Origin of the sequence: Panacagrimonas perspica (assembly GCF_004364935.1) — a bacterium.
Classification (GTDB): Bacteria; Pseudomonadota; Gammaproteobacteria; order Nevskiales; family Nevskiaceae; genus Panacagrimonas; species Panacagrimonas perspica.
The window spans coordinates 141371-166903 of sequence record NZ_SOBT01000012.1; the positions used below are offsets into that span (position 1 = coordinate 141371).

Sequence of the window (25533 nt, forward strand, 5' to 3'; positions counted from 1 at the left end):
CGTTTTTCTGGCGGACCGGCGAGCCTCGGGGTGCTGCTGTGAACGCCGGCTTGTTTGCGGCACTGGTGGCCGGCGCGATCGTGCTGGGTGGTATCGCTGTTGCGGCGCTGATCTATCTGGGGTTGCAGGCGCGCGAGGGTTCGCGCCTGCAGCGACGCCTGAATCCTGGTGGCGCCGAGGTAGGCGAGTTCAATGGTGCAGGCGGCGGCGAAGTGCTGCAGGCCATCGCCAGCCGGGGCAAGAAGCTCGAAGCCATTGTCGACACCAACAACGAAAGCGCGCTGCTGCTGTTGCAGGCGGGCTGGCGCGCACCACAGCAGCGGCTGGTGTACTACGCGTCCCAGTTCGTGGCGCCGGTGCTGCTGCTGATCCCTGCACTGGTGCTGACCACGTCCGCCAGCGGTCCCTTGTCGAAACCGCACATGGTGCTGGCCGTGTGCGTGATGGCCGCGATCTTCGGCCTGCTGCTGCCGCGCATGGTGCTGCGGTCGGCGGCCAAGAACCGCGTTCGCCGCATCAAGGCCGAGGTGCCGCTGTTCATCCATCTGCTCGTGTTGCTGTTCGAGGCCGGCCTGTCGACGCGCCAGGCCTTCGCCAGCCTGGTACGCGAGGGTCGTGGCGTGCTGCCGGAATTGGGCAAGGAGTTCGAGCTGATCCTGCGCCAGATGGAAGCGGGCGGCGAGACAGGCGAACTGCTGGACAACCTCTCCCGCTCCATCGCCCTCGACGATCTCACCAGCGTGCTGTCACTGCTGCGCCAGGTAGATCGTTACGGCGGTGAGGTACGCGATCCGCTGCTGGAAACGCTCAAGGTGCTCGAGGAGCGGCGTTCGCTGGATATGCGCGAGTTGGTCAACCTGCTTTCCGGACGCATGACGGTGGTCATGGTGCTGTTCTTCTTCCCGGCGCTGCTGATCTTCGTGGCCGGCCCGGCATTCCTGGGGATCATCAAGGCGCTGGGCGACGTCAACCAATGAGGCCGCGGTCGCGACGGCTTGGGCTGCTGGCCTGCGGATGCGCTGCCCTGCTGCTCACTGGCTGTGTGACCGAAACACGCAGGCAGCTCGACAGGACCGTGGCTGCCGAAGTGCCGCTGACCGAGACTCCGGAAAGCCGGCGCCAGGTTCACATCGATCTGATCCGCAAGATGCTCGTCCAGGAGCAGTACTACGCCGCACTGGCACACATCCAGGGGCAGGTGCGCGAATCCGGTCCGCGCGATGAACTGCGACTGCTGGAAGCGCAGACGAGGCGCAAGCTCGGTCAGGACGCGGAGGCGCAGGCGTTGTACCGTGAACTGCTCAAAACCAAGTACGCGGCCGACGCTTATCACGGCTTGGGCTTGATCAGCGCGAAGACCGATCAGCGCACCGCCATCTGGCAGCTTCAGCAGGCCGTACAGCGTCGCCCGACCGATTCCGAGATGCGCAACGATCTAGGGTATGCGCTGATGCTCGCGGGCCGATACCGTGAAGCATTGCCGGAGCTGGCTACCGCAGTCGAACTCGAATCCAGTACCGGCAGTGTCAAGGCACGCAACAACCTGATCCTGTTGGCGCTGGTGACGGGCGACGAGACCGCCGTGCAGCGCCTCATGCAGCAGTCCGACGTGTCGCCGGAGATGCTTGCCCGCCTGCGCAAGCAGGCGCAGAGTCTGCGCACCCGCAGTGCGCAGAGTCCGGCGCCCGCACGCAAGAATTGATTGAACGACTTTTGCTGGAGATCGCCGATGTCTTTCCGCAGCCCGTTGCTCTTGTTGTCTGGCCTGGCACTGTTGGCCGGTTCCATCGTCGCGCAGGCGGAAGACGCCACGTCGAAGACGCCAGTGGGCGCGGAGTCGCACGCCTGGCTCGAACTGCAGAAGAGCGGTGCCGCGGCTTCCACGATCGAGCGTCCTTTGCCCGGCGAGCTGGCCGACCGTAGCTACGATCGCTACGCCGAGACCTTCACCCATCCGATTCCCGACACGCTGGTACGCGACAGCTTCATCTCGGGTGGCGGAGGCGGTGGCAAGTAGTGCCGGTCGTTTGGACGGTTAGGAGCCTCCACGAAGGCGGCTAAGTCTTCTCCCCATTCCGGTTTCGCAGGAACGGCGACCACGTCGATCGCGTCCGCAGTTTGGATGCGGTCTGGAATTTGTTCAGGCCAGATAGCGCGGGCGATCATTGCCCGCGCTGCGATTCGATCATTCGACCAGTGCTGCATCCCCGCCGCAGCTCATGCGGCCGCCGACCTCAAGCTTCGCCAGATCCAGGCCGAGCGTATCGAGCAGAAAGTTCACCAGCGGGTCCAGCAGCGGTGACAGCAGGTTCTTGATCAGCGGTTCGAGGATACCCTTGACCGTGTTGAAAGCGGCTCCGACCAGATTCAGCAGGCCGCCCAGGCCGCCACCGCTCTTGGGCCCATACATCTGTATCTGGACGCCGCTCACGGTCGAGGCGAGGCTGTTGACGATGTTCTGCGTGGTGAATGTCTCGTAGACGGGTTCTTCCTCGATCTCCGGAGGATTGACGAAGGTGTGCGTGTACGGCGCGCCAGCCACGCTGGTCTGGCCCATGAGGCCGATGCCGCCAGCGGCGAACGGGCGTCGCGCCTGACAGGTCGAGGCCACGAGCAGGAATACGCGGCAGGTCTTGATGCCCACATCCACCAGCGGAACCGGGCCGACGCTCGGCGGCGAATTGGAGGCAAATATGTAGCCAGGCAGTGCGGGATTGGTTTGGAGCTGGCCGATACGCAGATCCGCCACGGTGGTTTCAATCGACGTATTCAGCTGTTTGTTCCCGGTCGCCGGACAGCTGTAATTGGTCACTTTGGCGTGACCGGCGCCAGCATCCAGACTGATATCGAGTCGTGGCGAGCCGGGTACGACCTGGATATCGGTGACTTCGTAGGGGATGCCGAGCAGCGAGCCCAGCAATCCGCTCAGCGTGGCTACGAGATTCAGCGAAAGCACGTTGTTGAGCAACGTTGTTATCGGACTCAGCAGATTGAGTACCGAGTTGACCAGTCCCGTCACCCCCGACAAGGCTGGCAGATTCACCGAAATCAGCGTGCGCACCTGCGCCGTACGCACGTAGATGCGGTTGACGCCGTCGGGGTTCTGGCGCGCGAGTTCGGGGTCGCCCACGGCGGAGATCTGCGGCGGTTCCAGCACCTTCACCTGTACGTTGGCCACACCCAGATTGACGGTGGCAGCGATCGCGTTCTTGGAGTTCGCGGCCTGTACGAAGGCCTGCACCATCTGGAACACCTGCAGCGGGAGGTCCAGGCCGGAAGTATCCGTGCCGCTTTGGATCGACAGCAGGTCGCCGAGCTTCAGCAGCGGCGTGCCGGGCGGGATCGCGGCGCGCAGCAATTCGAGCCCCCCCAGCGCGGCTCCGATGTCGCCGGTTCCCTTGCCTCGCTCCATCAGATCGATGGCGGCATCGACGAGCTGCCCGACGCTGGCATTGGTCTGGAGCAGCGCATCGTAGTTGCCGGCTTGCACACCCAGGTTCACTGCCAGCGCATCGAGATAATCGAGCAACTGCACGTCAGTATTGAGCAGTCCGTTCCAGGCGCCGACGGACAGCGACACGCTGCCGCCCAGCAGATTGCCGAACAGCGCATTGAGCGTCTGCGACTTGCTGGTGTTCACGCTGGCGATCGTGCTGCGCAGGTTGAGCGCTGCGGTGCGCCGGTTGGCGGTCGCCACCGCCTCGGCGGAAAGATTGCGTGCCGGCAGGAAGAACGATGGCGCCGAGCCCAGGATCACCGCGCGCACGGCGGTGGGATTGACGCCCGGACCCGCCAGCGTGAACGAGGGTGTCGTCGATGCTTTCCACACGCCGCACTGGATCGCCGGCGTGCCGGTGTGCTGCCCGAGATTGGCATTTGCGCTGTCGATGCCGGCCAGCTGCGCCGCGTTGCAGCCGGTCGGCAGATGTCTTGCGCCGGCCAGCGCGGCGAGATCGGCGGCCTTCTGGTATTCGCGTTTGTAGTAGTAGAGGAAACCGAGATCGATCAGCCCGAGCAGGATCACCATCAGCGACAGGCCTGCTCCGACGTTGACCAGGATCGAGCCGCGTTGGCGCCGGTGTCCGGTAGCGGAAGGGAGTCGGGATGTCATGGGTCAGAGCCGAACGATGGCCTTGGAGGTCAGCGCGCTGGGAATCCAGGTGCCGGTGCCGCCGATGCCGGGGATGTTGATATCCGGGAATAGGCGCGTACCGTCCGTATTGCCGTAGGGGAAGTTCAGCCGGATGGTGGCGCAGGTGCCACCGATGGCGCCGGTGCAGGGCGCTTCCACGACGGTGATCCGTGAGCGGACGTGGCTTTCCAGCCAGGCGCGACGCACGGCCAGCGTCTGACTGTTGCCGGGCGGAGTGATCACCGAGGCGGCGAGCGACTCGATGATCTCCGTCTTGACCCTCGTGAAGTCGCGCGGCTGGTTGGCCGGAGGTGTCGGCACGAGTCCCGCTACGCGCGCACCGTCGTGCACGGCGCGCGCGACGACGGTTTGTGCGTAGAACGTGGTGCCGAACGTGAGCAGGCCGTAAAGCAGCATGAACATCATCGGAAAGGCAAGCGCGAACTCCACCGCTGCGGCGCCACGCTGTGTCTGCCGAGAGGGCCGCCGGTTCATAGCGCGAGCGCGCGGCCGTCGAGCACCGCGCGCGCCCGACCCTGCAGGCGAGCCGGCATGATCAGGCCCAGGCCGGGCAGGGCAGGAAAGATCGGATGGGCGGCATAAGGGAATTCCACCATCACCACCACCTGGCAGCCGTCGTCCAGGGTCTTGCCGCAGGGAATATTGTCGGCCTGCTCCACGCTGGAGACGGCCAGGCAGTCGGTGTTCAGCGAACAGATGTCGGCGACGATCCGCAAGCTGCCGAGGTCATTGATCCAGCGCGCTGCGTTGAGCGCGCTCGCTTCGGCTGCGGCTTCGCGCGCGGTGATCTGCGAAGTGGCGCCGACCGGATAGCGCAGCGCGGCACGCGCGCCGCTTTCCGCCGCGTTCTGCAGGCCCAGCCGCATCACGAAGACCAATCCGTAGGCCAACGTGCCGTACAGCAGCATGAAGAACACCGGAAAGACGATGGCGTATTCGACGGCATGCGCTCCCGACTGCCTTCGCAATCCCGTGCGGGCGCTGTCCTTGCACACCTTCATGCCGCCTCCGTTCGGGATGGGCACTCCTCCGCCCTGTACGGTAGGACGATAGCCCAAAGCAGCAGATTCTTGGCGCCGGTCGTCTGTCGCGTCGCCGCCGCTCGTCGCGACCGTCGAAGAGTGATGCGGCTAGAATCGGGTCATCGCGCCCCGAGCCGCGCGATCAGGGATAACCGTTGGTGCCGCTGACAAGAATAAGGATCGATCCGAGAAAGATCGCACTGGCCGGGGGACTGGTCGCTGCGCTGGTGCTCGCATTGCTGTCCGCGCGCGCGCTGTGGCGCGGCTCGACGCTGCAGGACGATCTCAACCGGGGCTCTGCGCTGAGCGCCACCACCGCCCAGCTCGCGCCGCTGGTCGCGTCAGGCGGGGGCGAACCGCTGGTGCGCCGCGTTCGCCAGCTGGTGCGCGAGTCGGGCCTTGGCTTGACCTACGTAGCCGTCACCGATTCGCAGGGTGTGGTGCTGGCGGTGGATGGGCGATTCGAGCGGCTCGCCGTGCCGCTGCTGTCGACGCTCGCGCGCCAGAGCCTGCGCGCCTGGCTGTATCGGGTCACCAGCGATGGCGGCACGCTGGATCTACGGGACGCCGGGCAGCGCGTGGGCGAGGTCGAATACCGGGTTGCTCCCGCTTTCGCTCGCGATGTGCGCGAGGAGGCGGTGCGCGAGCTGCGCACCGTCGCCTGGATTGGTCTGCTACTGGCCCTGCCCGTCCTCGCGGCCCTGGGCATGGTGGTGCTGCGCTGGCCGATCACCACGGCGCCGGGCCTGCTCGCGCGCAGTCGCCAGGTGGTGCAGCGCATCGAACGCCTCGAGGCGGACCCCGACGACGCGGAAGCCGAGGTGGCGCTGGTCAACGACGTGCTGCACCAGCACGGCGTGCAGGCGCTCGACCAGCTCAAGCGCGGCCTGATCGTCGTGGATCGCGACGCGCGCATCCGCTTCATGAACCGCACGGCCGCGGAGATCACCGGCTGGTCGGTGGACGATGCGCGCGGACGCCTGGTCTATTCGGTGTTCCATCCGCTGGACGACCAGCAGTCGCCGTTGGTGACGCCCGCGGAGACGTGCTTGCGCGAGGGGCGCGAGTACGAGCCCGCCGAACTCTGGGTCCGCTCGCGCAACGCCTCGGTGGCCGCGGTGGAAGTCATGGCGGCCCTGCTGCGGGATCGCCCGGGCACGCCGGCGACGGGCGCGGCGATGGTCTTCCATGTCATCGACGATCGTCGTGATCTGATCGAGCAGCTCAAGAAGCAGTCGCGCCTGTCGCTGGGCGTGATCGATCACCTGGTGGAGGGCGTGCTCACCACCGACACCTCGGGTGTCATCGGATTCGCCAATGCGCGCGCGCTGCGCATGTTCGGCTACGCGCGCGACGAACTCGAAGGCGTGACCATCACGCGGCTGATGCCGGTTCCTTTCCTGAACACGCCGGGCCTGCACCTGACCGACTACATCGGCGGCCGCCACCAGAGCCGGCTGCCCAAGGTGGTGGGCTGGCGCAAGGACGCCACGACCTTCCCGCTGGAGCTGGTCGTGCAGCCGATGAACGTCGAAGGCGCCGAAGGACTGGTCGTCATCACGCGCGACATCACCGAGCGTCTGCGCAGCGACAACCTCGCGCAGCGGCTGGGTCGCCTGCTCGATGCGGCCGCCGAAGAGGTCTACATCTTCGATGCGCAGTCGCTGTACTTCGTCGAGGTCAATCGCGGTGCGCGCCGCAACCTCGGCTACCAGCCCAGCGAGATCAACCGGCTCTCGATGCTCGGCATCAGTCACGAGCTTGAAAGCGAAACCTTCCTGAGCCACCTCGCGCGCCTGCGTGGCGGCGACGTCGATCACATCACCTATCGCTGCAAGCACGTGCGTGCCGACGGCAGCGAGTACCCGGTGGAAGTGCGGCTGAATTTCTCGCGTGAGGAAGAGCCGCCGATGTTCATGGCCATCGCGGTGGACGTCACTGATCGCGAAGCACAGGAAGATCGCCTGCGGTATCTGGCGCAGCACGACCCGCTGACCGGCCTGCCCAATCGCGCGACCTTGCTGGACCGACTGCGGCAGGCCCTGCTCACGGCGAGCCGATCCAGCCGGCTGGTCGGCGTGTTCTTCATCGACCTGGATCGGTTCAAGCACGTCAACGACACCTACGGCCACGAGATCGGCGACGTCGTGCTGGAGCTCTCGGCCAAACGTCTGTCCGCAGCGCTGCGCGAAACCGACACCGTCGCGAGGCTCGGCGGAGACGAGTTCGTCGTCGTTGCGCAAGGACTGCGTGGACTCGACGACGCCGAGGTGCTGGCGCGCAAGCTGCTTGAAGGGTTCGTGCCGCGATTCGAGATTCCGGAACACGATGTACGCGTCACGCCGAGCGTGGGAATTTCGATCTACCCACTCGACGACACCGATGCCGAGGGCCTGCTGCGCCACGCGGACGCGGCGATGTACCAGGCCAAGCAATCCGGGCTCGGGCAATACCGGGTGTACAGCATGGAAGTGCCGCCCGAGAAGCGGCGCCGGCTGGAACTCGAGCGCGGGCTGCACGCGGCCATTGCGCTCCAGCAGTTCGAGGTCGAGGTGATTCCGGTCTTCGAACTCGTGGGAAGCCCCGAGCCGCTGGGCGCGCTGATGCTCGACTTCTGGTGGCGCCATCCGCGCCAGGGCCGGATCATCAGCCGCGACGTGATGAGCGCCGCCGGCCGCGCGGGACTGCTCGGAGACGTCGAGCTGTGGATGATCCATCGCGCCTGCGCGCTGCTGCCGCCGGTCGCCGCGATATCGCCGGATGTTCCGGCGGGTGCCGATGCACCTCCGCTGCCGGTGATCGTCAACGTCTCGGCATGGCAATTGAAGGATCCGGATTTCAGCCTGCACGTCTTCGAACTCATGGAGCGCCACGACGTGCCGCCGCGCCGGCTCATGTTCGCGCTCAACTGCGGGAGCGTCGAAGAGCTACGCGAAACACCGCCGACGCTCGTCCGGCGCCTGCTCGAGCGGGGCGTGCGCTTTGCGCTGCATGGCGCCGCCGAACCGCTGTTCGCGGCGCTCAACACGGCCACCAACCTGCCGATCGATCTGATCGTGCTGGAACCCGACGAAGTGTCGCGCACGCCGCAGGACGCGCAGGCCACCGAGCGTCTGCGTCTGGCGCTGCTCAGCGCCAAGAACCTGGGTCTGCCGGTGCTGGCCAAGGGTGTGTCGAGCGTCGAGGCCCGGGAATGGCTGGTGTCGCAGGGCTGCAGGCTGGGTGCCGGATCGCAATTCGCGTCGCCGGTGGCCGCCGAGGCATTGAATTCCTGGTTGCTGGAACGCGAAGCTGCGCCGCTCTGACGCAATCGCGGCGTCGCAAGGGAGGGCAGTCGAATGACGAGCATCAGGAATCGCAGCCTGTCGCGGCTTCGCGGTACGTTGATGCTCGCGGCGGAGGCTTTCGACCACGTCGCCGGCCGCGTGCACGAATTCCATCGTGCGATCTCCGACATCCCGTTTCGCACGCTCAAGCGCGTGCCGGTGGCCAAGAGGGGCAGTGAACCCGCGCGCGTCATCCACGATGGAGTGACGGATCAGGTCTACGGCGTCGTGCGCGGTGCCGCGCGCGCCCTGTTCAGCGGTGCCGACGTCGCACTGCGCCGGCTGGAGTCCGCGGATCTGCTGCCGGCGCTCGCGCCTCCCGGACCGCAGGCTGCGCGCGTGCAGGACGACCTCGTCGCGGCCGTCAGCGGCGCGGTCGGCGATCACATGCTGCGGCGTCGCAATCCGCTGGCGATCCGGTTTGGCGTGTACCACGAAGGGCAGCGCGTCGACCTGACGACCGCCGGCCTGCGTGCGGCATTTCCGCAGGCAGGCCCGCGCATCGCGGTATTCCTGCACGGGCTGTGCGGCAACGAGAACGTCTGGGAAATGTTCCGCAAGACGGAAGATCCGCAGACCGATCCTTACGGCGCACGGCTCGCGCGTGATCTGAGCTATACGCCGGTGTACCTGCGCTACAACAGCGGGCTGCACATCTCGGTGAACGGGCGCCACTGCGCGCGCGCACTCGAAGCGCTGCATGCGAACTGGCCGGTGCCCGCGAACGAGATCGTGCTGGTCGGTCACAGCATGGGCGGACTGGTGGCGCGCTCGGCGGCGGACATCGGCGCCGCGCGCGGCGATCGCTGGGTGTCGCAGCTTCTCCAGGTCGTGTGCCTGGGCTCTCCGCATCTCGGCGCGCGCCTGGAAAAAGTCGTGCACATCGGCACGCATTTCATGAAGCGCATTCCGCTGTCGCGACCGATCGCGCGCCTGCTCGATTCGCGCAGCCTGGGCATCAAGGATCTGCGCTGGGGCTATACGAATCACGCCGAATGGAAAGGACGCGATCCCGATGCGTTCTGGACACGCGACCGCCTGCAGGTCGCGCCGGTGCCGGGTGTGCGCTACCGATTTCTCGGCGGCTGCCTGATGGGCGAGACGGATCACTGGGTGTCGCGCGCCGTCGGCGACGGCCTGGTCTGCCTGCCGAGCAGCCTGGCACTCGACGTGGCCGGCGCCGACAGTTCGACGCACGTGCAGATCGATCACCTGCGCCTGTTGAACCATCCGGCGGTCTACGCGCAGTTGCGCGAGTGGCTGTCCGCGACCGCCTGAGACGCGGCGCTTCTGCGTTGAAATGCGTTTGGCGGCACCCGCGTATGGCATCCGCCCGTTCCATCAGCGCGTGCCGACCGTCCTGAGCTAGGCTGCATGCCCGTCGCTGCATCGTACGGCCCGGGCCGGAGAGAACCTTGAGCGAGAACACCGACACCATCCGCTTCACCGATCTCGCGCGCGGCCTGCTCAAGACGCTGCCGGACATGATCACCGCGAATCGCGGTCTGCTCAATCTGGCGCTGCTGCGGCCCGACACGCTGGACTCCATCGGCCTGCATCTGGAGCGGCTGACGCGCAAGCATCCGCGTCGCACGGCGCTGGTGTTCGAGGATCGGCGCTGGACGTATGCCGAGTTCAACGGCTGGGCCAATCGTATCGCCCACCTGCTGCGATCCAAGGGTGTGGTGGCTGGCGATTCGGTGGCGATCCTGATGGAGAACCGTCCGGAGGTGCTGGCCTGCGTCGCCGGCGTCGTGAAGCTCGGCGCCATCGCCGGCATGCTCAATCACAACCAGCGCGGCGACGTGCTCGCGCACAGCCTGAAGCTGACCAAGGCGCGCGTCGTCATCGTCGGCGACGAGTGCATCGAGGCCCTCGAATCCACGCCCGATGCGCCCAAGAGCACGTCCGATACGACGGGTGCTCGCGGCCGCGCGAAGGGCCGGGATGCGGAGAAGGACAACAAGGACGCACCGGCTGCCGAACCGCCGATGAAATTCCTCTGGGACGGCGCCGGTGGCGCGCCGTTCGGCTACGGCAACCTGCGCACCGAACTGGTCAACGCGCCCTCGCACAATCTGGAGGAGACGCAGGCCATCGCGGCCAAGCGCGCCGCGTTCTACATCTTCACGTCCGGAACCACGGGCCTGCCCAAGGCCAGCGTGATGAGCCACTACCGCTGGCTCAAGGGCATGGCGGGACTGGGGCAGATGGCGCTGCGCCTGAAGAGCGACGACGTCTTCTACTGCGCGCTGCCGATGTACCACAACAATGCGCTGACGGTGTCCTGGGGCGCCGTGCTCGGCGCGGGCTGCACGCTGGCGATCGGCCGCAAGTTCAGCGCCACCAAGTTCTGGGACGAGATCCGCCGCTACGGCGCGACGAGCTTCTGCTACATCGGCGAGATCTGCCGCTATCTGCTCAATCGCGAACCGCAACCCAACGACCGCGACCACAAGGTGCGCGTGATCTGCGGCAACGGCCTGCGTCCGGAAATCTGGGAGACGTTCCAGCAGCGTTTCGGCATCGACCGCATCGCCGAGTTCTACGGCGCCAGCGAATCCAACGCCGCCTTCGTCAACGGTTTCGGCCTGAGCAAGACGGCCGGCTTCTGCCCGCTGCCGTTCGCCATCGTGGAATTCGATCCCGAGGCCGAGGAGCCGATCCGCGATGCCGAGGGCTTCATGCAGAAGGTGCCGCGCGGCGGCGTCGGGCTGCTGATCAGCGAGGTCAGCGACAAGAGTCCGTTCGACGGCTATACCGACGAGAAGGCGAGCGCGAAGAAACTGTTCCGCGACGTCTTCGAGAAGGGCGACTGCTGGTTCAACAGCGGCGACCTGGTGCGTGACCAGGGCTTCCGTCACATCGCGTTCGTCGATCGCGTCGGAGATACGTTCCGCTGGAAGGGCGAGAACGTCGCGACCACCGAAGTCGAGGGCGCGCTCAATCGCCATCCCGCCGTCGAGCAGGCGGTGGTCTACGGCGTGCAGGTGCCCGGCTGCGACGGTCGCGCCGGCATGGCCTCGCTCACCTGGAAGCAGGGCGAGTTCGACGGCGCCGGATTGGCCAAGCTGCTGCGCGACAACCTGCCGGCCTACGCCGTGCCGTTGTTCATCCGCCTTCGCCCCGAGCAGGAGGTGACCGGCACGTTCAAGTTCCGCAAGGTCGAGGTCAAGCAGGAAGGTTTCGACCCGGGCAAGGTCAGCGAGCCGCTGTACGCGCTCGTTGATCCTGCGAAGGGCTACGAGCCGATCACGCCGGCGATGTACGCGCGGATCACCAACGGTGAAGTGCGGCTGTAGCAGCAAGTCGTAGCCCGGGTGAAACCCGGGGCTGTCCCGTTCGACCGAGCAGGACCCCGGGTTTCACCCGGGCTACGTTGCGAGCGCCAGCAACTCCGCGCCCGCCACCTCGCGCCGCCAGCCCCGCAGCAAAGGGATCTGCGCCGCCTCGCGATTGATCGCCAGCGCCTCGACGTCCGCGCGCGGCGCAAGCAGCGACGAGGGGATTCCGAGTTCGGTGGCGATCGCGCGGGCGCGATCGAGCAGGCGCTTGATGCGCTGCTTCTCCGCGTCGTCCGAGCGCGCCTCGACCTGCAGCGGCGGCGCATCGATGGCGGCGCTCCGTGTGATCAGCTCGACCAGCGCCTCGCCGTGGCGTTCCAGCGACTTGGGCGGCAGCGCCTGCAGGTCCGCCAGCTGCCCCAGCGTCTGCGGACGGCGTTCGGCCAGCAGGTACACCGCCTCGTCGGCCAGGATCCAGCGGCGTGGCCGGTCGCGCTGCTCGGCCAGCACCTCGCGCCAGGCCGCGAGCTTCGCGGCGACGTGCTGTGCCTTGGCATCCATGCGCACCAGGCCCTTGAGGCGCTTCCACTCGGTCTCCGGCGAGATCCGGTAGCGCGCGGGATCGGCCATCGCAGCGCAGTCCTCGCGCAGCCAGGCCAGGCGTCCGCGCTCTTCGAGTTCGCGCAGCAGGCGCGGATAGACGTCCGCGAGGTGGCGGACGTCGTCGGCCGCGTAGGCGATCTCCGGCGCGGTCAACGGGCGTCGTGCCCAGTCGGTGCGCGACAGGCTCTTGTCGAGTTTCACCCCGATCAGCTTGTCGATCAGCCCGGCGTAGCCGAGCTGCTCGCCATAGCCGAGCAGGCCGGCGGCCACCTGCGTGTCGAACAGCGGCTCGGGCGAGCGGCCGGCCAGGCGCACGAAAATCTCGAGGTCCTGCCCGGCGGCGTGGAAGACGCGCTCGGATCCGGCGGCGTTCAGCACGTCCAGCAAGGGCTGCAGATCCAGACCGGCCAGCGGATCGACGCAGACCGCGTCCTGGCCGTCGCCGACCTGGATCAGGCAGAGCTGCGGGAAGTAGGTCTGCTCGCGGATGAACTCGGTGTCCAGCGCAAGAAAGGGAGCGGCCTTCCAGCGCGGCAGGAACTCGCCGAGGGCGGCCTGGGTATCGACGAAATGCGTGGGCACGTGAACCGGTTGCAGACAAGCGAAGCCCTACAATACCTGCTCATCGACGCCGCGACCCGTCCCTGCGCATGCTTCAGTCCGTTCTGACCGCCACGTTCAACCTGCTCTTCTTCCGTGCAGGACCGCAGGATTTCCCCTACGACCCCCGCCTGACCGGTTGGCTGCTGCCGCTCGCGGCGCTGTCGAACTACTTCGTGCTGCAGCTCGCGCTGCCGGCCATCCTGGCCGCCGCGATCGGGCTGGCGATGGTCATCGCGCTGTCCTTCACGACGCGCCTGTACCTGCGCTCGCGCAAGCTCGAGGCGCGCTACATGCAGACGCTGCACGCGCTGCTCGCCGTCAGCAGCGTGCTGACCTTGGCGCTGGCGCTGCCGTTCTCGGAGATTGCGCCGCAGCTCGAGAAATTCGCGGCGATGAACCCGGGCGCCACCGAGCCGATGCCGGAGCTGCAGTTTCCGGCCTGGGCGGGGTTCACGATGAACCTGCTGAACATCTGGAATTTCGCCGTCAACGTGCACATCTATCGCCAGTCCGGCAACGCCAGCCTCGCGGGCGGCGTCCTGGTGACGATGCTGATCGCGTTCGCCGTGCTGATGTTCGTGCTGTTCTTCGCCAGCTTCGTCGCCGCGCTGTTCGGCGGCAGCCCGACGCCGGGCTGAGTCGGACCGGGCCATGCACCTTCACATCCTGGGAATCTGCGGCACGTTCATGGCCGGCATCGCGGCGCTGGCGCGCGAGGCGGGTCACAAGGTCACCGGTTCGGATGCCAACGCCTGGCCGCCGATGTCGACGCAGCTCGAGGCGCTGGGCATCACGCTGATGCGCGGCTACGAGGCCTCGCACCTGGATCCGGCGCCGGACGTGGTGGTGGTCGGCAACGTCGTCACGCGCGGCGCGAAATTCCCGGCGATGGAGCACGTGCTCGACGCCGGGCTGCCGTACGTGTCGGGCCCGCAATGGCTGGCCGAGAACGTGCTGCCGGGCCGCCATGTGCTGGCGGTGGCGGGCACGCACGGCAAGACCACGACGACTTCGCTGCTGGCCTGGCTGCTGGACCAGGCCGGGCTGGAGCCGGGATTCCTCGTCGGTGGCGTGCCGCTGGATTTCGGCGTGTCCGCACGCCTGGGCCGCGGCAAGACCTTCGTCATCGAGGCGGACGAGTACGACACCGCCTTCTTCGACAAGCGCAGCAAGTTCGTCCACTACCACCCGCGGACCTGCATCCTCAACAACCTCGAATACGACCACGCCGACATCTTCCCGGACCTGGCCGCGATCGAGAGGCAGTTCCATCACCTGGTGCGTACCGTCCCCAGCAGCGGTCGGCTGATCGTCAACGGCGCGGATGCCAACCTCGCGCGCGTGCTCGGCATGGGCGCCTGGAGCCCGGTCGAGCGCTTCGATGACGCTCAGGGCTGGTCGGCGCGCGATGCGCAGGACGGCTTCGAGCTGTTCGTCGGCGGTGTCTCCAAGGGCGTCGTCTCGACGCCGCTGCCGGGTCTGCACAACCGCTCCAACACGCTGGCGGCGTTCGCGGCCGCCGCTCATGTCGGCGTGCCGGTGGAGACGTCGATCGAAGCGCTGTCGCGATTCCGCAGCGTGCGGCGCCGCCTGGAAAAGATCGGCGAGTCGCGCGGCGTTGCGGTCTACGACGATTTCGCCCATCACCCGACCGCCGTCGAAGTCACGATCGACGCGCTGCGGCGCGAGCCCTCCAGCGGCCGCATCCTGGCCGTGCTGGAGCCGCGATCGAACACGATGCGGCTGGGTTCTCACTCGGGCGATCTGGCGCAGGCGCTGTCGGGTGCTGATCTCAGCTTCGTCTTCGTGCGCAGCGACCTGGACTGGAATGTCCGCGACGCGCTCTCGGACCTCGGCACGCGCCTTCGGGTCGCGGACGACCTCGACGCGCTCGCGCAGGACGTCGCGAGAGAAGCACGCCCCGGCGATCGCGTGCTGGTGATGAGCAACGGCGATTTCGGCGGCATCCACGGCAGGATCCTGCGCGTTCTCGGCGACGCGAACGCGTAGCCCGAGGGTTTCTCGCAAGTCGAGCGGCTTCCCGGGTTTCACCCGGGCTACGGGGCTGCGGGCCGATGCGTTTCCGGTGGTACCCTGAAAGCGGCCCACCCCCACATTTTTCGTAGATGAATCAGACCTCGAAAGGCGCCTCCGCAGCCCCGCTGCCGACCCCGGCAGATCTCCAGCAAGTGGCGGCGCGCGTGCTCGACATGGCGCGCGGTTCCGGCGCCACCCAGTCCGAAGCCAGCCTGTCGTATTCAAAGGGCTACTCGGTGAGCGTGCGCAGCGGCGCGGTCGAGAGCCTCGAATTCCAGCGCGATCGCAGCATGGGCATCACCGTCTACTTCGGTCACCGCAAGGGCAACGCGTCCACCGGTGATCTGAGCGATGCCGGCCTGCGCGCCTGCGTCGAGGCCGCGGTCACGATCGCGCGGGTCACCGAGGAAGATCCTTGCTCGGGGCTGGCGGATGCCTCGCGCATGGCGCGCGATCAGCCGGACCTGGGGCTGGATCATCCCTGGGACCTGACGCCCGAACAGGCCATCGAGCGCGCGCGGGCCTGCGAAGCCGCGGCGCTGGCAGTGGACAAGCGCATCGAACAGAGCGAAGGCGCGGGACTGTCGACGTCGCGCGGCATCTCGGTCTACGCGAACTCGCACGGTTTCTTCGGCGGCCGCAGCGGCACGCAGCACAGCCTGAGCTGCGCGGTGGTGGCCACCGACGGCCAGAACATGCAGCGCGACTACTGGTGGGACGGCGGCCGCAATGCGTCGCGGATGGATTCACCGGAATCGATCGGCCGGCGTGCCGGCCAGCGCACGATCGCGCGCCTGGGCGCCAAGCCGCTGTCGACGCGGACCGCGCCGGTGCTGTTCGTGCCGGAAATGGCGCGCGGCCTGTTCGGCCATTTCGTCGGGGCCATCTCGGGCAGTGCGCTGTATCGCAAGGCGACGTTCCTGCTCGACAAGATGGACCAGCCGGTGTTCTCGCCGATGGTGCAGCTCGAGCAGCAGCCGTTCCTGATGCAGGCCTCTTCGAGTGCCGCTTTCGATTCGGAGGGCGTCGCGACTTCGGAGCGCCGGCTGGTGGAAGACGGCGTGCTGCGCGGCTGGGTGCTGGGCAGCTACTCGGCGCGCAAGCTCGGGCTGGAGACCACCGGCAATGCCGGCGGCGTGTTCAACCTGGTGGTGCGTCCGGGCGAACTCGACCAGGCCGCGCTGCTGGCGCAGATGGGCGAAGGATTCCTGGTGACCGAGCTGATGGGGCAGGGCGCCAATGGCGTCACCGGCGACTACTCGCGCGGCGCCGCCGGTTTCTGGATCGAGAACGGCCAGATCGTGGCGCCGGTGGAAGGCGTGACGATCGCCGGCAATCTGCTCGAGATGTACAAGGACATTCAGGCTCTGGGCGGGGACGTGGATGCACGATCCGGCATCCGCTGCGGTTCGGTGCTGATCGGGCGCATGACGATTGCGGGCGAGGGCTGAACCGGCCCGCGCTTCGCGCCGTCGCTGCCGGCTGGTGCTGCACGCAGTTCTTTCGAGTACGTCCTGAATGATGAAGACCCCGCTGACCTGGCTGTCGCCCCTGTTGCTCTGCGCGAGCTTCGCGTCCGCCGCTGCCGTGGCCCCCAAGGCCGGCCTGTGGGCGGTCGAAGTGCAGATCGGCCAGAACGACCTGCCGCAGATCGATCCGGACCTGCTGGCCGAATTCGGTTTCGGCGACCTGCAGGTGCAGACGACGCCCGAGCCCAAGCGCTACGACGTGTGCCTGACGCCGGAACAGGTCAAGCAGGATCGTTTCCCCGATCTGGCCGACGACGGCACCGGCTGCACCGCGAAGAATCTTCGCCGCAGCGGCGATCGTCTCGACGGCGATCTGAGCTGCAACGGCTGGCTGCAGGGCAACGGTCGCGTGCAGATCGCGCTGCAGGACGCGCAACGCTTCAACGGGCAGACGGCCTTCCAGGGCACGTCGCAGGAGGGCATCCCGCTGAATCTGACGGGCACGCTGAACGGCCAGTGGCGATCGGCGAACTGCGGCGACGTGAAGCCGTACTAAACCCGTAGCCCGGGGTTTTCCTCGCAAGTCGAGCGGCATCCCGGGTTTCACCCGGGCTACGGGGGCGTCGGGCGACGCACCGGCGATCCGAAGTCGGGATCCGTGCTGACGCGGCTCGCCTGCGTGCCTTTCGGATGCTCGTACCAACCGACGTCGGACGGGTTCGCCGGCAGCGCGTCGCGCACCTTGACCACGGTGAACATGCCGCCCATCTCCAGCGGCCCGAACGGTCCCTGGCCGCTCATCATCGGCAGCGTGTTGGCCGGCCCCTTGAGCCCCATCTGCAGGTGTTCGCCGTGCTCCGCCATGCCGGACTGACCCATGGCGCGGTAGCCCGGCAGCATCGTGCGCAACTCGTCTTCGACGCCGCTCTGGTCCACGCCCAGGTTGTTCGGAAGATCGTGGGCCATCGCGTTCATCGTGTGGTGCGACATGTGGCAATGGAACGCCCAGTCGCCGGCGACGGCGTCGAACTCGATGTCGCGCGTCTGGCCCACGGCGACGATCTCGGTGACTTCGGGCCGCCATAGCGCGCGAGGCCAGCGGCCGCCGTCACCGCCGGTGACCTGGAACACCACGCCGTGCAGATGCATCGGGTGATTCCACATCGAGAGATTCCCCATGCGAATGCGCACCCGCTCGCCGCTGCGCGCGACCAGCGGCTCGATGGCGGGAAAGACTTTCGAGTTCATCGTCCACAGGTCGAAGTCCTGCAGGATCGACGGATCGGGCCGGTAGGTGCCCGGATGCAGCGCCCAGTTGTGCAGCAGCAGGCAGTAGTCGCGATCCACCGGATCGGCTTCGCGGTTCTTCGGATGGATGATGAACATGCCCATCATGCCCACGGCCATCTGCACCATCTCGTCGGCGTGCGGGTGATACATGTGCGTGCCGTGCTGGCGCAGCGTGAACTCGTAGACGTAGGTCTCGCCGGGCTGGATGTGGCGCTGCGTGAGGCCGCCGACGCCATCCATGCCGCTGGGCAGCAGGATGCCGTGCCAATGCACGCTGGTGTGCTCGGGCAGCCGGTTGGTGACGTAGATGCGCACGCGATCGCCTTCGACCGCCTCGATCGTCGGCCCCGGTGTGGTGCCGTTGTAGCCCCAGCACTTGGCGCGACAGCCCGGCGCGAACTCGTGCTCGATCTCCTCGGCGACCAGATGAAACACCTTCACGCCGCCTTCGACGCGGGCGGGCAGCGTCCAGCCGTTGAGCGTGTGCACAGGGTCGTAGGCGCCTGTGCGCGGCGCGCGTGTGGCCCGGGGCGGCTCGTCTGCGAGTGCGCGATCGCCCGCTGCGGCGGCGAGCGCGGTGACGACACCGGCCAGCGACCCGCCGCCGATGCCGGAAAGGACTTTGCGCCGGCTGAGTTTCATGACGTGCTCCGGTGCAGGAATGCGATCGTGGTGTGATGGGGCGGGATGCGAGTACGCATCGGGTTCTCCGGTATCGGATGTCAGTGGTGATGGACGCCGGCAGGTGCCGGGTCGTCGGACGCAGGCGCGGCCATCGAATGGCCCATGCCGTGGTGATGCCGGTGCGGGTCTTCATCGCTGGCCGGCGCTTGCGGCACTTGCGGTGCGACGGTTTCGCCGGCGGGTTGCGCAGCCAATGCCACGCCCATCGCGCGCTGCAGATCGACGCGATGCAGCCAGTAGTCGCGCACGGCCTCGAGATAGGCCTGCCAGGCGTCGTACTGATCCTGCCGCGCACGGATCAGCTCGAAGACGCCGACCAGCATGAAGTCGAGCTTCTCCTGCGTGTGCTGCACGATGCGTTCGTGCATCGGCAGGAGCTGCTGCTGGTAGAGCGTGATGGCTTCGCGATCGTTCTGCAGTCGCGCATACGATCGCGCCACGTCGTTGCCGGTCGCGATCTCGCTCTGCAGCAGTTCCGCCTCGGCGCGTTCGAGCGCGGACTGCGCACGCAGGACGCCGTCCTGGTTCTGGTTGAACAGCGGCAGTTCCCACGACAGCGAGGGACCGGTGATGCGGCTGCGGTCGGTCTCGCGCTCCGTGTGCACGCCGACTTCCAGGCCGCCGAACCAGCGCGTCGATTGCGTCAGTCCGAGGCCGTCGCGCAAGGTGGCGACTTCCAGTCGACGGGCCTGCAGTTCGAGCCGGCGATCGGTGGCCTGTTGCTGCAGGTCAGCCTCGGGCACTTCGACGGCGCTGGGCAGCGGCAGGCGCGTCTCGACGTCCCATCCGGTCTCCGATGCGGGCATTCCCATCAACGTCGCCAGCCGCGCACGTGCATCGGCCACCTCGGCGCGCGCCGACAGCGCAGCGAGAGACGCCTGCGCCGCAGCCGACTTCTCCAGGCTGAGTTGCAGGTCCGGCAGGTTGCCGGCGTCGTGGTAGCGCTGCGCCAGCGTGGCGGCGGCGTTCGCGGCCTTGGCCACGGTCTGGCGCATCGTCGCGATGTGCTGCGCGCCGACCAGCGCGTAGTAGGCCGACTCCACGTCGCGCGCCAGATCCAGCACGGCGTTCCCGGCCAGCATCTGCGCGCGCGTGAATTCCTGCTCCGCGATGCGGGATCGCGCGGGGATCAGCAGCAGGTCCAGGAACCGGGTCGCAAGGCCGAAGCCCACCTGGTTGGATTCGCCCGCGCGGTCCGGAAACATGATCGAGGCCGACAAGGTCGGATTGCTCATGCGGCCGGCCTGGACGACGTCCGCGCTGGCCAGCCCCAATCGCGCGTACTCGATGCGCAACTGCGGACTTCGCACCAGCGCGATCGTCACCGCGTCGTCGGCCGACAGATGCCGCTCCAGCAGCGGTCCGATCAGCTTCGCGCGGGCGTCCTCGTCCTGCGTCGGTACGCCGACGGCAGGCCCGCCGCGCTCGCTGCTGAATCTCGATACCGCGGACGCCCCGCGGTCCTCAGGCGCCGTCGCGCAGCCGGCGACGCTCAATACGATGGCGATCGACAGCAATCGACGCGCTTTCCACGACAGCACTCGAAACATGGAGACACTCCATCGGCAAACAGGCCCGGGACGCGACAAGGTCCTCGTGCCCGATCAGCGGGGCTGCGGTGCGCTTTCCGGTTGCCAGTGCGCACGACGTCCTGGACGTCGGCACGGCAACAGAAGAGCCGCCCCGCGGCGGTGATCAGGTCACCGCGCCGATGGGAGGTCGAATCAATTCCAGCAGATGAGGCCGGATGGCGTGCACGCCGGCGAGATCGGCGCGTTGCGCACCGGATGAAAAGGTTTCGAGCGGCTGCAGATCCGGCAGCAGGCCGACGGTGAAACCGCAGGGTCCGGCCGCGCAGCGATCGGCGCAGTGGCCGCAGCAGGGCTTGTCCGGTCCGTCGGTGTTCGCTTCGTGCTGCATCGCCATGCCGGCGTGATGCATGTGCGCGTGATCCATCGCGCTCATCGCCGCCATGTCCTGCATCGCGGGCGCGACGACCGCTGCCGGCTGCGGACAGCAGCTCGTGCCCGCTCGCGCCGTTCCCGAGAACGCGAGCGTCGCGGTCAGCAGCAGGGTCAGGAAGGCACGGAGGCGATGCATGGGTGGCAGTATCGCGCTACGGCGCGTTTCACGAAAGCCACCGTAGCCCGGACGAAGTCCGGGGCTTTTCTCGAAAATCGGGCGGCGATCCCGGACTTCGTCCGGGCTACGTTTCAGCCGGCCTGCTGCGCCTGCTTCCACGCCAGTTCGGCCAGCGGCTCGACGAACGAGGCCATCGTCTTGGCGTGTGCGCTCGCGGCAGTTCCGCGCACGACGCGTCCGCGGATGCCGTGGATGATCGCGGTCAGGCGGAACATGTTGAACGCAAGATAGAAGCTGAGATTGTCGATGCCCTTGCGACCGGTGCGCGCGCAGTACGCGGCGACGTACTCGCTCTCGGACGGAATCTTCAGTTCCGCCAGATCCGCACCGACCAGGCCGGCCGTGATGCCGGGCGGCATGCGATACATCATCAGGTGATACGCGAAGTCGGCCAGCGGATGGCCGAGGGTCGACAGCTCCCAGTCCAGCACCGCCAGCACGCGCGGCTCGGTCGGGTGGAAGATCATGTTGTCGCAGCGATAGTCGCCGTGGACGATCGCGGTGTCGTCGCCCGGCGGAATGTGTGCGGGCAGCCACTCCACCAGCTTGTCCATGTTCTCGAGGCGGCCGGCGGCCTCGTCGGCGAGATACTGCTTGGACCAGCGGCCGATCTGCCGCTCGAAGTAGTTGCCGGTCTTGCCGTAGTCGGCCAGCCCGAGCTTCACGTGGTCGAGGTTGTGCAGCTGCGCCATCGTCGCGTTCATCGCGTCGTAGTAGCGGTGACGCTGGTCGGCCGCAACATCGGGGAAGCGCGTGTCCCAGATCACGCGGCCATCGACGCAGTCCATGACGTAGAACGAGGTGCCGAGCACGGCGTCGTCCATGCACAGGCCGAAGGTCCTGGCGACCGGAAAGCCGGCGCCGTGCAGCGCGGTGATCACGCGGTATTCGCGGTCGACCGCGTGGGCCGAGGCCACCAGCGTTCCGGGCGGCTTGCGCCGCATCACGTAATTCTGGCCCGGCGTGATCAGCTTGTAGGTCGGATTGGACTGGCCGCCCTTGAACTGCTGCACCGTCAGCGGACCCTTGAATCCGTCGACGTTCGCCTGCATCCAGTCGAGCAGACGGCCTTCGTCGAAGCGGTGCTGTTCGCGTACTTCGTCAGTGCCCGAAAACTGGGTCTGCTTGTCCATGTCGTTCTTGTCTTCCGCTCCTCGTCGAACACGAATGATGCGACGGAACGGGGCCGCACGCGAGCATGCGCGCGGTCGACGCTAGACTTTCGTCCGGGCAGGCGAGTGCGCGTGGGGCGCAGGCTCGCCAATCAAAGAGGCCGGGATCGCCGGTCAAGGGAGATCATGCAGGACTTGCCGGAATCGCAGCGCGTCGCGGTCATCGGGAGTGGCATCGGCGGTCTGACCGCCGCATGGCTGCTGCGCAGGCGTCACCCGGTCACGCTGTTCGAACAACACGCCCGACCGGGCATGGGGGTGTTCGGCATCGATTACTCCAGCGGCGGCCGCACCACACGCATCGACGTGCCGACCCGCGTTTTCTGCGAGGGCTACTACCCGCACCTGTTCGCGCTGCTGTCCACGCTCGGGGTGCAGGTGCACGCCACCGACCACGCCGCCGCGTTCGCGGACGGCCGTGGCGAGATCTTCTTCCACTACGGAAATTTCAGGCTGCTCGGGCACTCGGTGAGTTATCTGCGCCGGGATGGGCGGCGCCAGCCGCTGAAGCTGCTGCGGATCGTGCGCGACAGCCTGCGATTCTTTCCCGCCGCACGACGCGATCTGGCACGCGACGCGGCGGGCCTTTCGCGGATGACGTTCGGCGAGTATCTCGATGCGCGCGGCTACTCGGCCGCATTCACGCACGGCGTGCTGCTGCCGACATTGAGCGTGATCTGCACCTGCGACTGCGAGAGCGTGCGCGCGTATCCGGCCGACCTGATTCTCGGGTATCTGGCGTCCGGCGTGATGAAGCAGGGCGTCATGCGCGCAGAGCTGGGGGTGGACGCCATCGTCGAACGTCTCGTCGACGGCGTCACGCCGGTGAGCGGTGCGGCGGTGTCGCGCATCTCGCGCGCATCCGGAGGAGGTTTCGAGGTCCACACGCAGGACGGCGCGGTGAGGCCGTTCGATCGCGTCGTGCTGGCCACGCAGGCGCACCAGGCGGCGCAGATGCTCGGAGACGCGTTCCCGCAGACGGCGCTGCTGCACCGCATTCCGTTCGAGCATTCGGTCATGCGGGTGCACACCGACGCGAGCGTGCTGCCGCGTGCGGCGAACGGCGCACTGTCGCCGGTGACCTATCACCTGCCCGAGGGCGCGCCGCGGCCCGAGGTCACGGTCGACATGACGCAGGCCTTCAGCACGTATTCGGGGCAGGCCCGTGTGTTCCAGACCTGGAATCCATTGCGAGCGGTGCGCGAGGGCAGCGTGCTGCTCGAAGTCGGCTTCACGCGCCCGCGGGTGACGCACGACAGCCGCGAGGCGTCCGCCGAACTGCGGCGCCTGCAGTCGCAGGAGGCGGGGCTGCTGTTCTGCGGCGCCTACATGGCGGATCGCGTGCCGCTGCTCGAAGCGGCGGTGGAGTCGGCCGTGGAGGTGGCGGAGCGACTTGGCGTGAGGGCACCGTGGAGCGCGCCGGCTTGAGCGGCGAGTTCCACGATCTCTCGGAAGCAGCGCTCAACTTCGAATCCGGCGGTCGCACGCACTGGGGCAACCTGGGCGACTGGCAGCACGCGCGCAGCTATCCGGATGCCTGCGCGGCGCTGGCCGACCGGCTCGCGAGCGGACTGCGTCTGGACGGCGCGACGCGACTCGTCGATGTCGGCTTCGGTTGCGGCGACCAGATCCTTCACTGGATCCGACGCTACGGTGTGCGCCACATCGCGGGGCTGAACCTGTCGCACAGCCAGACCGAACTCGCGCGGCGGCGCGTCGTGGACAGCGGTCATCCCGGCATCGCCGATGGACTGCAGCAGGGCAGTGTCGATGCGCTCGCCGAATGGGCGGCGCGGACGAACCAAGCGCCGGTCGACGCCATCGTCGCGCTCGATTGCGCGTACCACTTCCCATCCCGTCGCGCGTTCCTGCGCCAGGCGGCCCAGGTCCTGCGCCCGGGCGGCCGGATCGCGCTCAGCGACCTGATCCTGGCCCGTCCCGGCTTGCCGCTGCACCGGCGCGCACTGCTCGGCGTCATGGGCCACTTCAGTCGCATCCCGCCGGAGAATCTCGTGGGCCGGGACGACTACCTTGCGCAGTGGCGCGATGCGGGTCTGGAGGTGGAGGCCTTCGAGGACATCACCGGACACGTGTTCCAGCCGTTCGGGGCGTGGCTCGAGCGTTACCGAGCCAGCCTCGAACCCGACGTTGCCCACCGGATCGACTGGAAGAAGTACCGGGCCACCGCGGCCTTCCTGCGCTGGGCCGATCGCCAGCAGGTGCTGCGCTACGTGAGCTGCGTCGGCTTCAAGCGCTGAGATTTATCGAACGCACTCGCGCAGCAGGGCGGGCGACGAAATCTCAGCCTCTCAGAGCAGGATCAGCGTACCCAGACCCAGGAACAGGAAGAAGCCCATCACGTCGGTGATGGTGGTGACGATCACGCTGCCGGCGAGCGCTGGATCCAGCCCCAGGCGACGCAGCATCAGGGGCACGAGCAGGCCCGCCATCGCGGCGAACATCAGGTTCAGCAACAGCGCCAGGCCGATGACGAATCCGAGCGTCGGCGAGTCGAACCACCAGCTCGTCACGCCGGCGACGACCAGGCCCCACAGCAGGCCGTTGATCAGCGCGACCAGCATTTCCTTGCGCAGCAGGGCGCCGGTGTTGCCTGCGCCGATCTGTCCGAGCGCGAGGCCCCGCACCATCAGCGCGACGATCTGGTTGGCGGCGATGCCACCCATGCTCGCGACGATGGGCATCAGCACCGCGAGGGCCACGACCTGCTGGATCGTGGCCTCGAACAGGCCCACGACTCTTGCGGCGAGAAAGGCGCTGCACAGGTTGATGCCCAGCCACAGCGCGCGGCGACGTGCGGCGCGGCGCACCGGCGCGAAGAGATCCTCGTCCTCGTCGACGCCGGCCATCGACAGCAGGTTGTGTTCGGCGTCCGCGCGAATGACGTCGACGACGTCGTCCACCGTGACGCGGCCCACCAGCTTGCGGTCGCTGCCGACGACGGCGGCCGACACCAGGTCGGAGCTTTCGAACTCCTGCGCGACGTCGCGTTCCGACATGTCGACAGCCAGCGCTTCGGAGTCGCGATCCATGACCTCGGTGACCGTCGACGCCGGATCGCGCGTGAGGATGCGGTCCAGCGCCAGGCGGCCCAGGTACACGCCGTAACGATCCACGACGAACAGGGCGTCGGTGTGGGCGGGCAGCTCGCCGCGCATGCGCAGGTAGCGCATCACCACCTCGAGCGACACGTCCGGCCGTACCGTGACCGTGTCGGTGTTCATCAGGCCGCCGGCGGTGTCCGGCTCGTGGATCAGCACCGCTTCGAGGCGGGCACGATCGGCGTCCGACAGGGCTCGCATGACCTCGCGGGTCACGGTCTCGGGCAGCGAGTCGACGAAATCTGCGAGGTCGTCGATGTCGAGATCTTCGGCAGCGGCCACCAGTTCCGCGGTGTCCATCTGGCGAATCAGGCCGTCGCGGACGTCCTCGGGCAGATGCAGCAGGACCTGGCCGTCATCGGCCGGGTCGACCATCTCCCAGACCAGGTTGCGCTCGCGCTCGGGCAAGGCCGCCAGCAACTTGGCCACTTCCGAGGGATTGAGCGAGGCCAGCTGCCGCTTCACCGGGGCCCAGCGGCCGCTGTCGAGCGCCGCTCGGAGGCGGAGAACGCGCGATTCAGCTTCCGAGTTGGCCATGGCGGAAGAAGACAGCGAAAAAGGGTCGCGACCCTAGCTGCTGGACGACGATACGTCCAGCGGGCGTAGCGTCTGCGAACGAACGGCGGCAA

21 protein-coding genes are annotated in these 25533 nt (G+C 67.5%); 12 read left to right on the top strand and 9 right to left on the bottom strand.

The features are described 5' to 3' along the window. Positions 1 to 38: 38 nt before the first annotated feature. The 3 genes from DFR24_RS22265 to DFR24_RS22275 all read left to right on the top strand — a co-directional run bounded on the left by DFR24_RS22265 (position 39) and on the right by DFR24_RS22275 (position 2017). Positions 39 to 977 (top strand): type II secretion system F family protein, encoded by a 939-nt coding sequence (locus tag DFR24_RS22265; protein WP_133883668.1) that lies wholly within the window; start codon positions 39 to 41, stop codon positions 975 to 977. 98 nt (positions 978 to 1075) lie between these two features. Beyond that, the gene (locus DFR24_RS22270; RefSeq protein ID WP_162851381.1) at positions 1076 to 1702 is read left to right on the top strand and encodes a tetratricopeptide repeat protein; all 627 of its coding nucleotides are present in this window, start codon (positions 1076 to 1078) and stop codon (positions 1700 to 1702) included. A 27-nt stretch (positions 1703 to 1729) separates the two neighbouring features. Further along, positions 1730 to 2017, top strand: a complete 288-nt coding sequence (locus DFR24_RS22275) for a DUF3613 domain-containing protein (RefSeq protein ID WP_133883670.1) — start codon at positions 1730 to 1732, stop codon at positions 2015 to 2017. A 168-nt stretch (positions 2018 to 2185) separates the two neighbouring features. Here the strand turns inward: DFR24_RS22275 and DFR24_RS22280 are convergent, their stop codons facing one another. From DFR24_RS22280 to DFR24_RS22290, 3 genes are read right to left on the bottom strand one after another with little or no spacing between them, the layout of a single operon-like run. After that, positions 2186 to 4111 (bottom strand): pilus assembly protein TadG-related protein, encoded by a 1926-nt coding sequence (locus DFR24_RS22280; protein WP_133883671.1) that lies wholly within the window; start codon positions 4109 to 4111, stop codon positions 2186 to 2188. Positions 4112 to 4114: 3 nt separating this feature from the next. Continuing rightward, complete coding sequence (locus tag DFR24_RS22285; protein ID WP_162851382.1) at positions 4115 to 4582, bottom strand: TadE family protein; 468 nt, start codon at positions 4580 to 4582, stop codon at positions 4115 to 4117. 41 nt (positions 4583 to 4623) lie between these two features. Then, positions 4624 to 5154 carry a TadE/TadG family type IV pilus assembly protein gene (locus tag DFR24_RS22290; RefSeq protein ID WP_133883673.1) on the bottom strand — a complete coding sequence of 177 codons (531 nt, stop codon included), beginning with the start codon at positions 5152 to 5154 and terminating at the stop codon, positions 4624 to 4626. A 179-nt stretch (positions 5155 to 5333) separates the two neighbouring features. Here DFR24_RS22290 and DFR24_RS22295 point away from each other — a divergent pair, with 179 nt between their 5' ends. The 3 genes from DFR24_RS22295 to DFR24_RS22305 all read left to right on the top strand — a co-directional run bounded on the left by DFR24_RS22295 (position 5334) and on the right by DFR24_RS22305 (position 11803). Next, positions 5334 to 8480 carry a sensor domain-containing protein gene (locus tag DFR24_RS22295; RefSeq protein ID WP_133883674.1) on the top strand — a complete coding sequence of 1049 codons (3147 nt, stop codon included), beginning with the start codon at positions 5334 to 5336 and terminating at the stop codon, positions 8478 to 8480. 33 nt (positions 8481 to 8513) lie between these two features. After that, positions 8514 to 9779, top strand: coding sequence for an esterase/lipase family protein (locus tag DFR24_RS22300; protein ID WP_133883675.1), 1266 nt, complete (start codon positions 8514 to 8516; stop codon positions 9777 to 9779). Positions 9780 to 9916: 137 nt separating this feature from the next. Continuing rightward, the gene (locus DFR24_RS22305) at positions 9917 to 11803 is read left to right on the top strand and encodes a long-chain-acyl-CoA synthetase (RefSeq protein ID WP_210772339.1); all 1887 of its coding nucleotides are present in this window, start codon (positions 9917 to 9919) and stop codon (positions 11801 to 11803) included. A gap of 72 nt (positions 11804 to 11875) precedes the next feature. On the opposite strand, the gene rnd is transcribed toward DFR24_RS22305, so the two are convergent. Continuing rightward, positions 11876 to 12970 carry a ribonuclease D gene (gene rnd / locus DFR24_RS22310; protein ID WP_133883676.1) on the bottom strand — a complete coding sequence of 365 codons (1095 nt, stop codon included), beginning with the start codon at positions 12968 to 12970 and terminating at the stop codon, positions 11876 to 11878. A 68-nt stretch (positions 12971 to 13038) separates the two neighbouring features. Between rnd and DFR24_RS22315 the strand changes: the two genes are divergently transcribed. The 4 genes from DFR24_RS22315 (at position 13039) to DFR24_RS22330 (ending at position 17053) form a co-directional block, all read left to right on the top strand. Continuing rightward, positions 13039 to 13629, top strand: a complete 591-nt coding sequence (locus DFR24_RS22315; RefSeq protein WP_133883677.1) for a hypothetical protein — start codon at positions 13039 to 13041, stop codon at positions 13627 to 13629. Positions 13630 to 13642: 13 nt separating this feature from the next. Next, the gene (mpl, locus tag DFR24_RS22320) at positions 13643 to 15001 is read left to right on the top strand and encodes a UDP-N-acetylmuramate:L-alanyl-gamma-D-glutamyl-meso-diaminopimelate ligase (protein ID WP_133883678.1); all 1359 of its coding nucleotides are present in this window, start codon (positions 13643 to 13645) and stop codon (positions 14999 to 15001) included. A 116-nt stretch (positions 15002 to 15117) separates the two neighbouring features. Continuing rightward, positions 15118 to 16479 (top strand): metalloprotease PmbA, encoded by a 1362-nt coding sequence (pmbA, locus tag DFR24_RS22325; RefSeq protein WP_133883679.1) that lies wholly within the window; start codon positions 15118 to 15120, stop codon positions 16477 to 16479. Between the two features lie 67 nt (positions 16480 to 16546). Then, the gene (locus DFR24_RS22330; RefSeq protein WP_133883680.1) at positions 16547 to 17053 is read left to right on the top strand and encodes a DUF3617 domain-containing protein; all 507 of its coding nucleotides are present in this window, start codon (positions 16547 to 16549) and stop codon (positions 17051 to 17053) included. Positions 17054 to 17109: 56 nt separating this feature from the next. Here the strand turns inward: DFR24_RS22330 and DFR24_RS22335 are convergent, their stop codons facing one another. The 4 genes from DFR24_RS22335 to DFR24_RS22350 form a co-directional block, all read right to left on the bottom strand. Continuing rightward, positions 17110 to 18429 (bottom strand): multicopper oxidase family protein, encoded by a 1320-nt coding sequence (locus DFR24_RS22335; protein WP_133883681.1) that lies wholly within the window; start codon positions 18427 to 18429, stop codon positions 17110 to 17112. 80 nt (positions 18430 to 18509) lie between these two features. Then, complete coding sequence (locus DFR24_RS22340; protein ID WP_133883682.1) at positions 18510 to 20021, bottom strand: TolC family protein; 1512 nt, start codon at positions 20019 to 20021, stop codon at positions 18510 to 18512. A gap of 145 nt (positions 20022 to 20166) precedes the next feature. Next, positions 20167 to 20571, bottom strand: a complete 405-nt coding sequence (locus tag DFR24_RS22345) for a hypothetical protein (RefSeq protein WP_133883683.1) — start codon at positions 20569 to 20571, stop codon at positions 20167 to 20169. A 113-nt stretch (positions 20572 to 20684) separates the two neighbouring features. After that, positions 20685 to 21746, bottom strand: a complete 1062-nt coding sequence (locus DFR24_RS22350) for a phosphotransferase (RefSeq protein WP_133883684.1) — start codon at positions 21744 to 21746, stop codon at positions 20685 to 20687. Positions 21747 to 21911: 165 nt separating this feature from the next. Here DFR24_RS22350 and DFR24_RS22355 point away from each other — a divergent pair, with 165 nt between their 5' ends. Together DFR24_RS22355 and DFR24_RS22360 are read left to right on the top strand one after the other, a co-directional pair. Then, a complete protein-coding gene (locus DFR24_RS22355) occupies positions 21912 to 23213 on the top strand; it encodes an NAD(P)-binding protein (RefSeq protein ID WP_133883685.1) in 1302 nt (433 codons plus the stop codon). Further along, on the top strand, positions 23210 to 24043 hold the full coding sequence (locus DFR24_RS22360) for a class I SAM-dependent methyltransferase (protein WP_162851383.1): 834 nt from the start codon (positions 23210 to 23212) through the stop codon (positions 24041 to 24043). Before DFR24_RS22355 ends, DFR24_RS22360 begins: the two co-directional genes overlap by 4 nt. 51 nt (positions 24044 to 24094) lie before the next feature. On the opposite strand, the gene mgtE is transcribed toward DFR24_RS22360, so the two are convergent. Then, on the bottom strand, positions 24095 to 25441 hold the full coding sequence (mgtE, locus tag DFR24_RS22365; protein WP_133883686.1) for a magnesium transporter: 1347 nt from the start codon (positions 25439 to 25441) through the stop codon (positions 24095 to 24097). Positions 25442 to 25533 lie beyond the last annotated feature (92 nt).

Excerpts from the sequence above, each read along its gene's own strand:
- DFR24_RS22275 (WP_133883670.1), top strand. The coding sequence starts at position 1,730 with ATGTCTTTCCGCAGCCCGTTGCTCTTGTTGTCTGGCCTGGCACTGTTG.
- DFR24_RS22280 (WP_133883671.1), bottom strand. The coding sequence starts at position 4,111 with ATGACATCCCGACTCCCTTCCGCTACCGGACACCGGCGCCAACGCGGC.
- DFR24_RS22290 (WP_133883673.1), bottom strand. The coding sequence starts at position 5,154 with ATGAAGGTGTGCAAGGACAGCGCCCGCACGGGATTGCGAAGGCAGTCG.
- DFR24_RS22300 (WP_133883675.1), top strand. The coding sequence starts at position 8,514 with ATGACGAGCATCAGGAATCGCAGCCTGTCGCGGCTTCGCGGTACGTTG.
- DFR24_RS22315 (WP_133883677.1), top strand. The coding sequence starts at position 13,039 with ATGCTTCAGTCCGTTCTGACCGCCACGTTCAACCTGCTCTTCTTCCGT.
- mpl (WP_133883678.1), top strand. The coding sequence starts at position 13,643 with ATGCACCTTCACATCCTGGGAATCTGCGGCACGTTCATGGCCGGCATC.
- pmbA (WP_133883679.1), top strand. The coding sequence starts at position 15,118 with ATGAATCAGACCTCGAAAGGCGCCTCCGCAGCCCCGCTGCCGACCCCG.
- DFR24_RS22330 (WP_133883680.1), top strand. The coding sequence starts at position 16,547 with ATGATGAAGACCCCGCTGACCTGGCTGTCGCCCCTGTTGCTCTGCGCG.
- DFR24_RS22335 (WP_133883681.1), bottom strand. The coding sequence starts at position 18,429 with ATGAAACTCAGCCGGCGCAAAGTCCTTTCCGGCATCGGCGGCGGGTCG.
- DFR24_RS22340 (WP_133883682.1), bottom strand. The coding sequence starts at position 20,021 with ATGTTTCGAGTGCTGTCGTGGAAAGCGCGTCGATTGCTGTCGATCGCC.
- DFR24_RS22345 (WP_133883683.1), bottom strand. The coding sequence starts at position 20,571 with ATGCATCGCCTCCGTGCCTTCCTGACCCTGCTGCTGACCGCGACGCTC.
- DFR24_RS22350 (WP_133883684.1), bottom strand. The coding sequence starts at position 21,746 with ATGGACAAGCAGACCCAGTTTTCGGGCACTGACGAAGTACGCGAACAG.
- DFR24_RS22355 (WP_133883685.1), top strand. The coding sequence starts at position 21,912 with ATGCAGGACTTGCCGGAATCGCAGCGCGTCGCGGTCATCGGGAGTGGC.
- mgtE (WP_133883686.1), bottom strand. The coding sequence starts at position 25,441 with ATGGCCAACTCGGAAGCTGAATCGCGCGTTCTCCGCCTCCGAGCGGCG.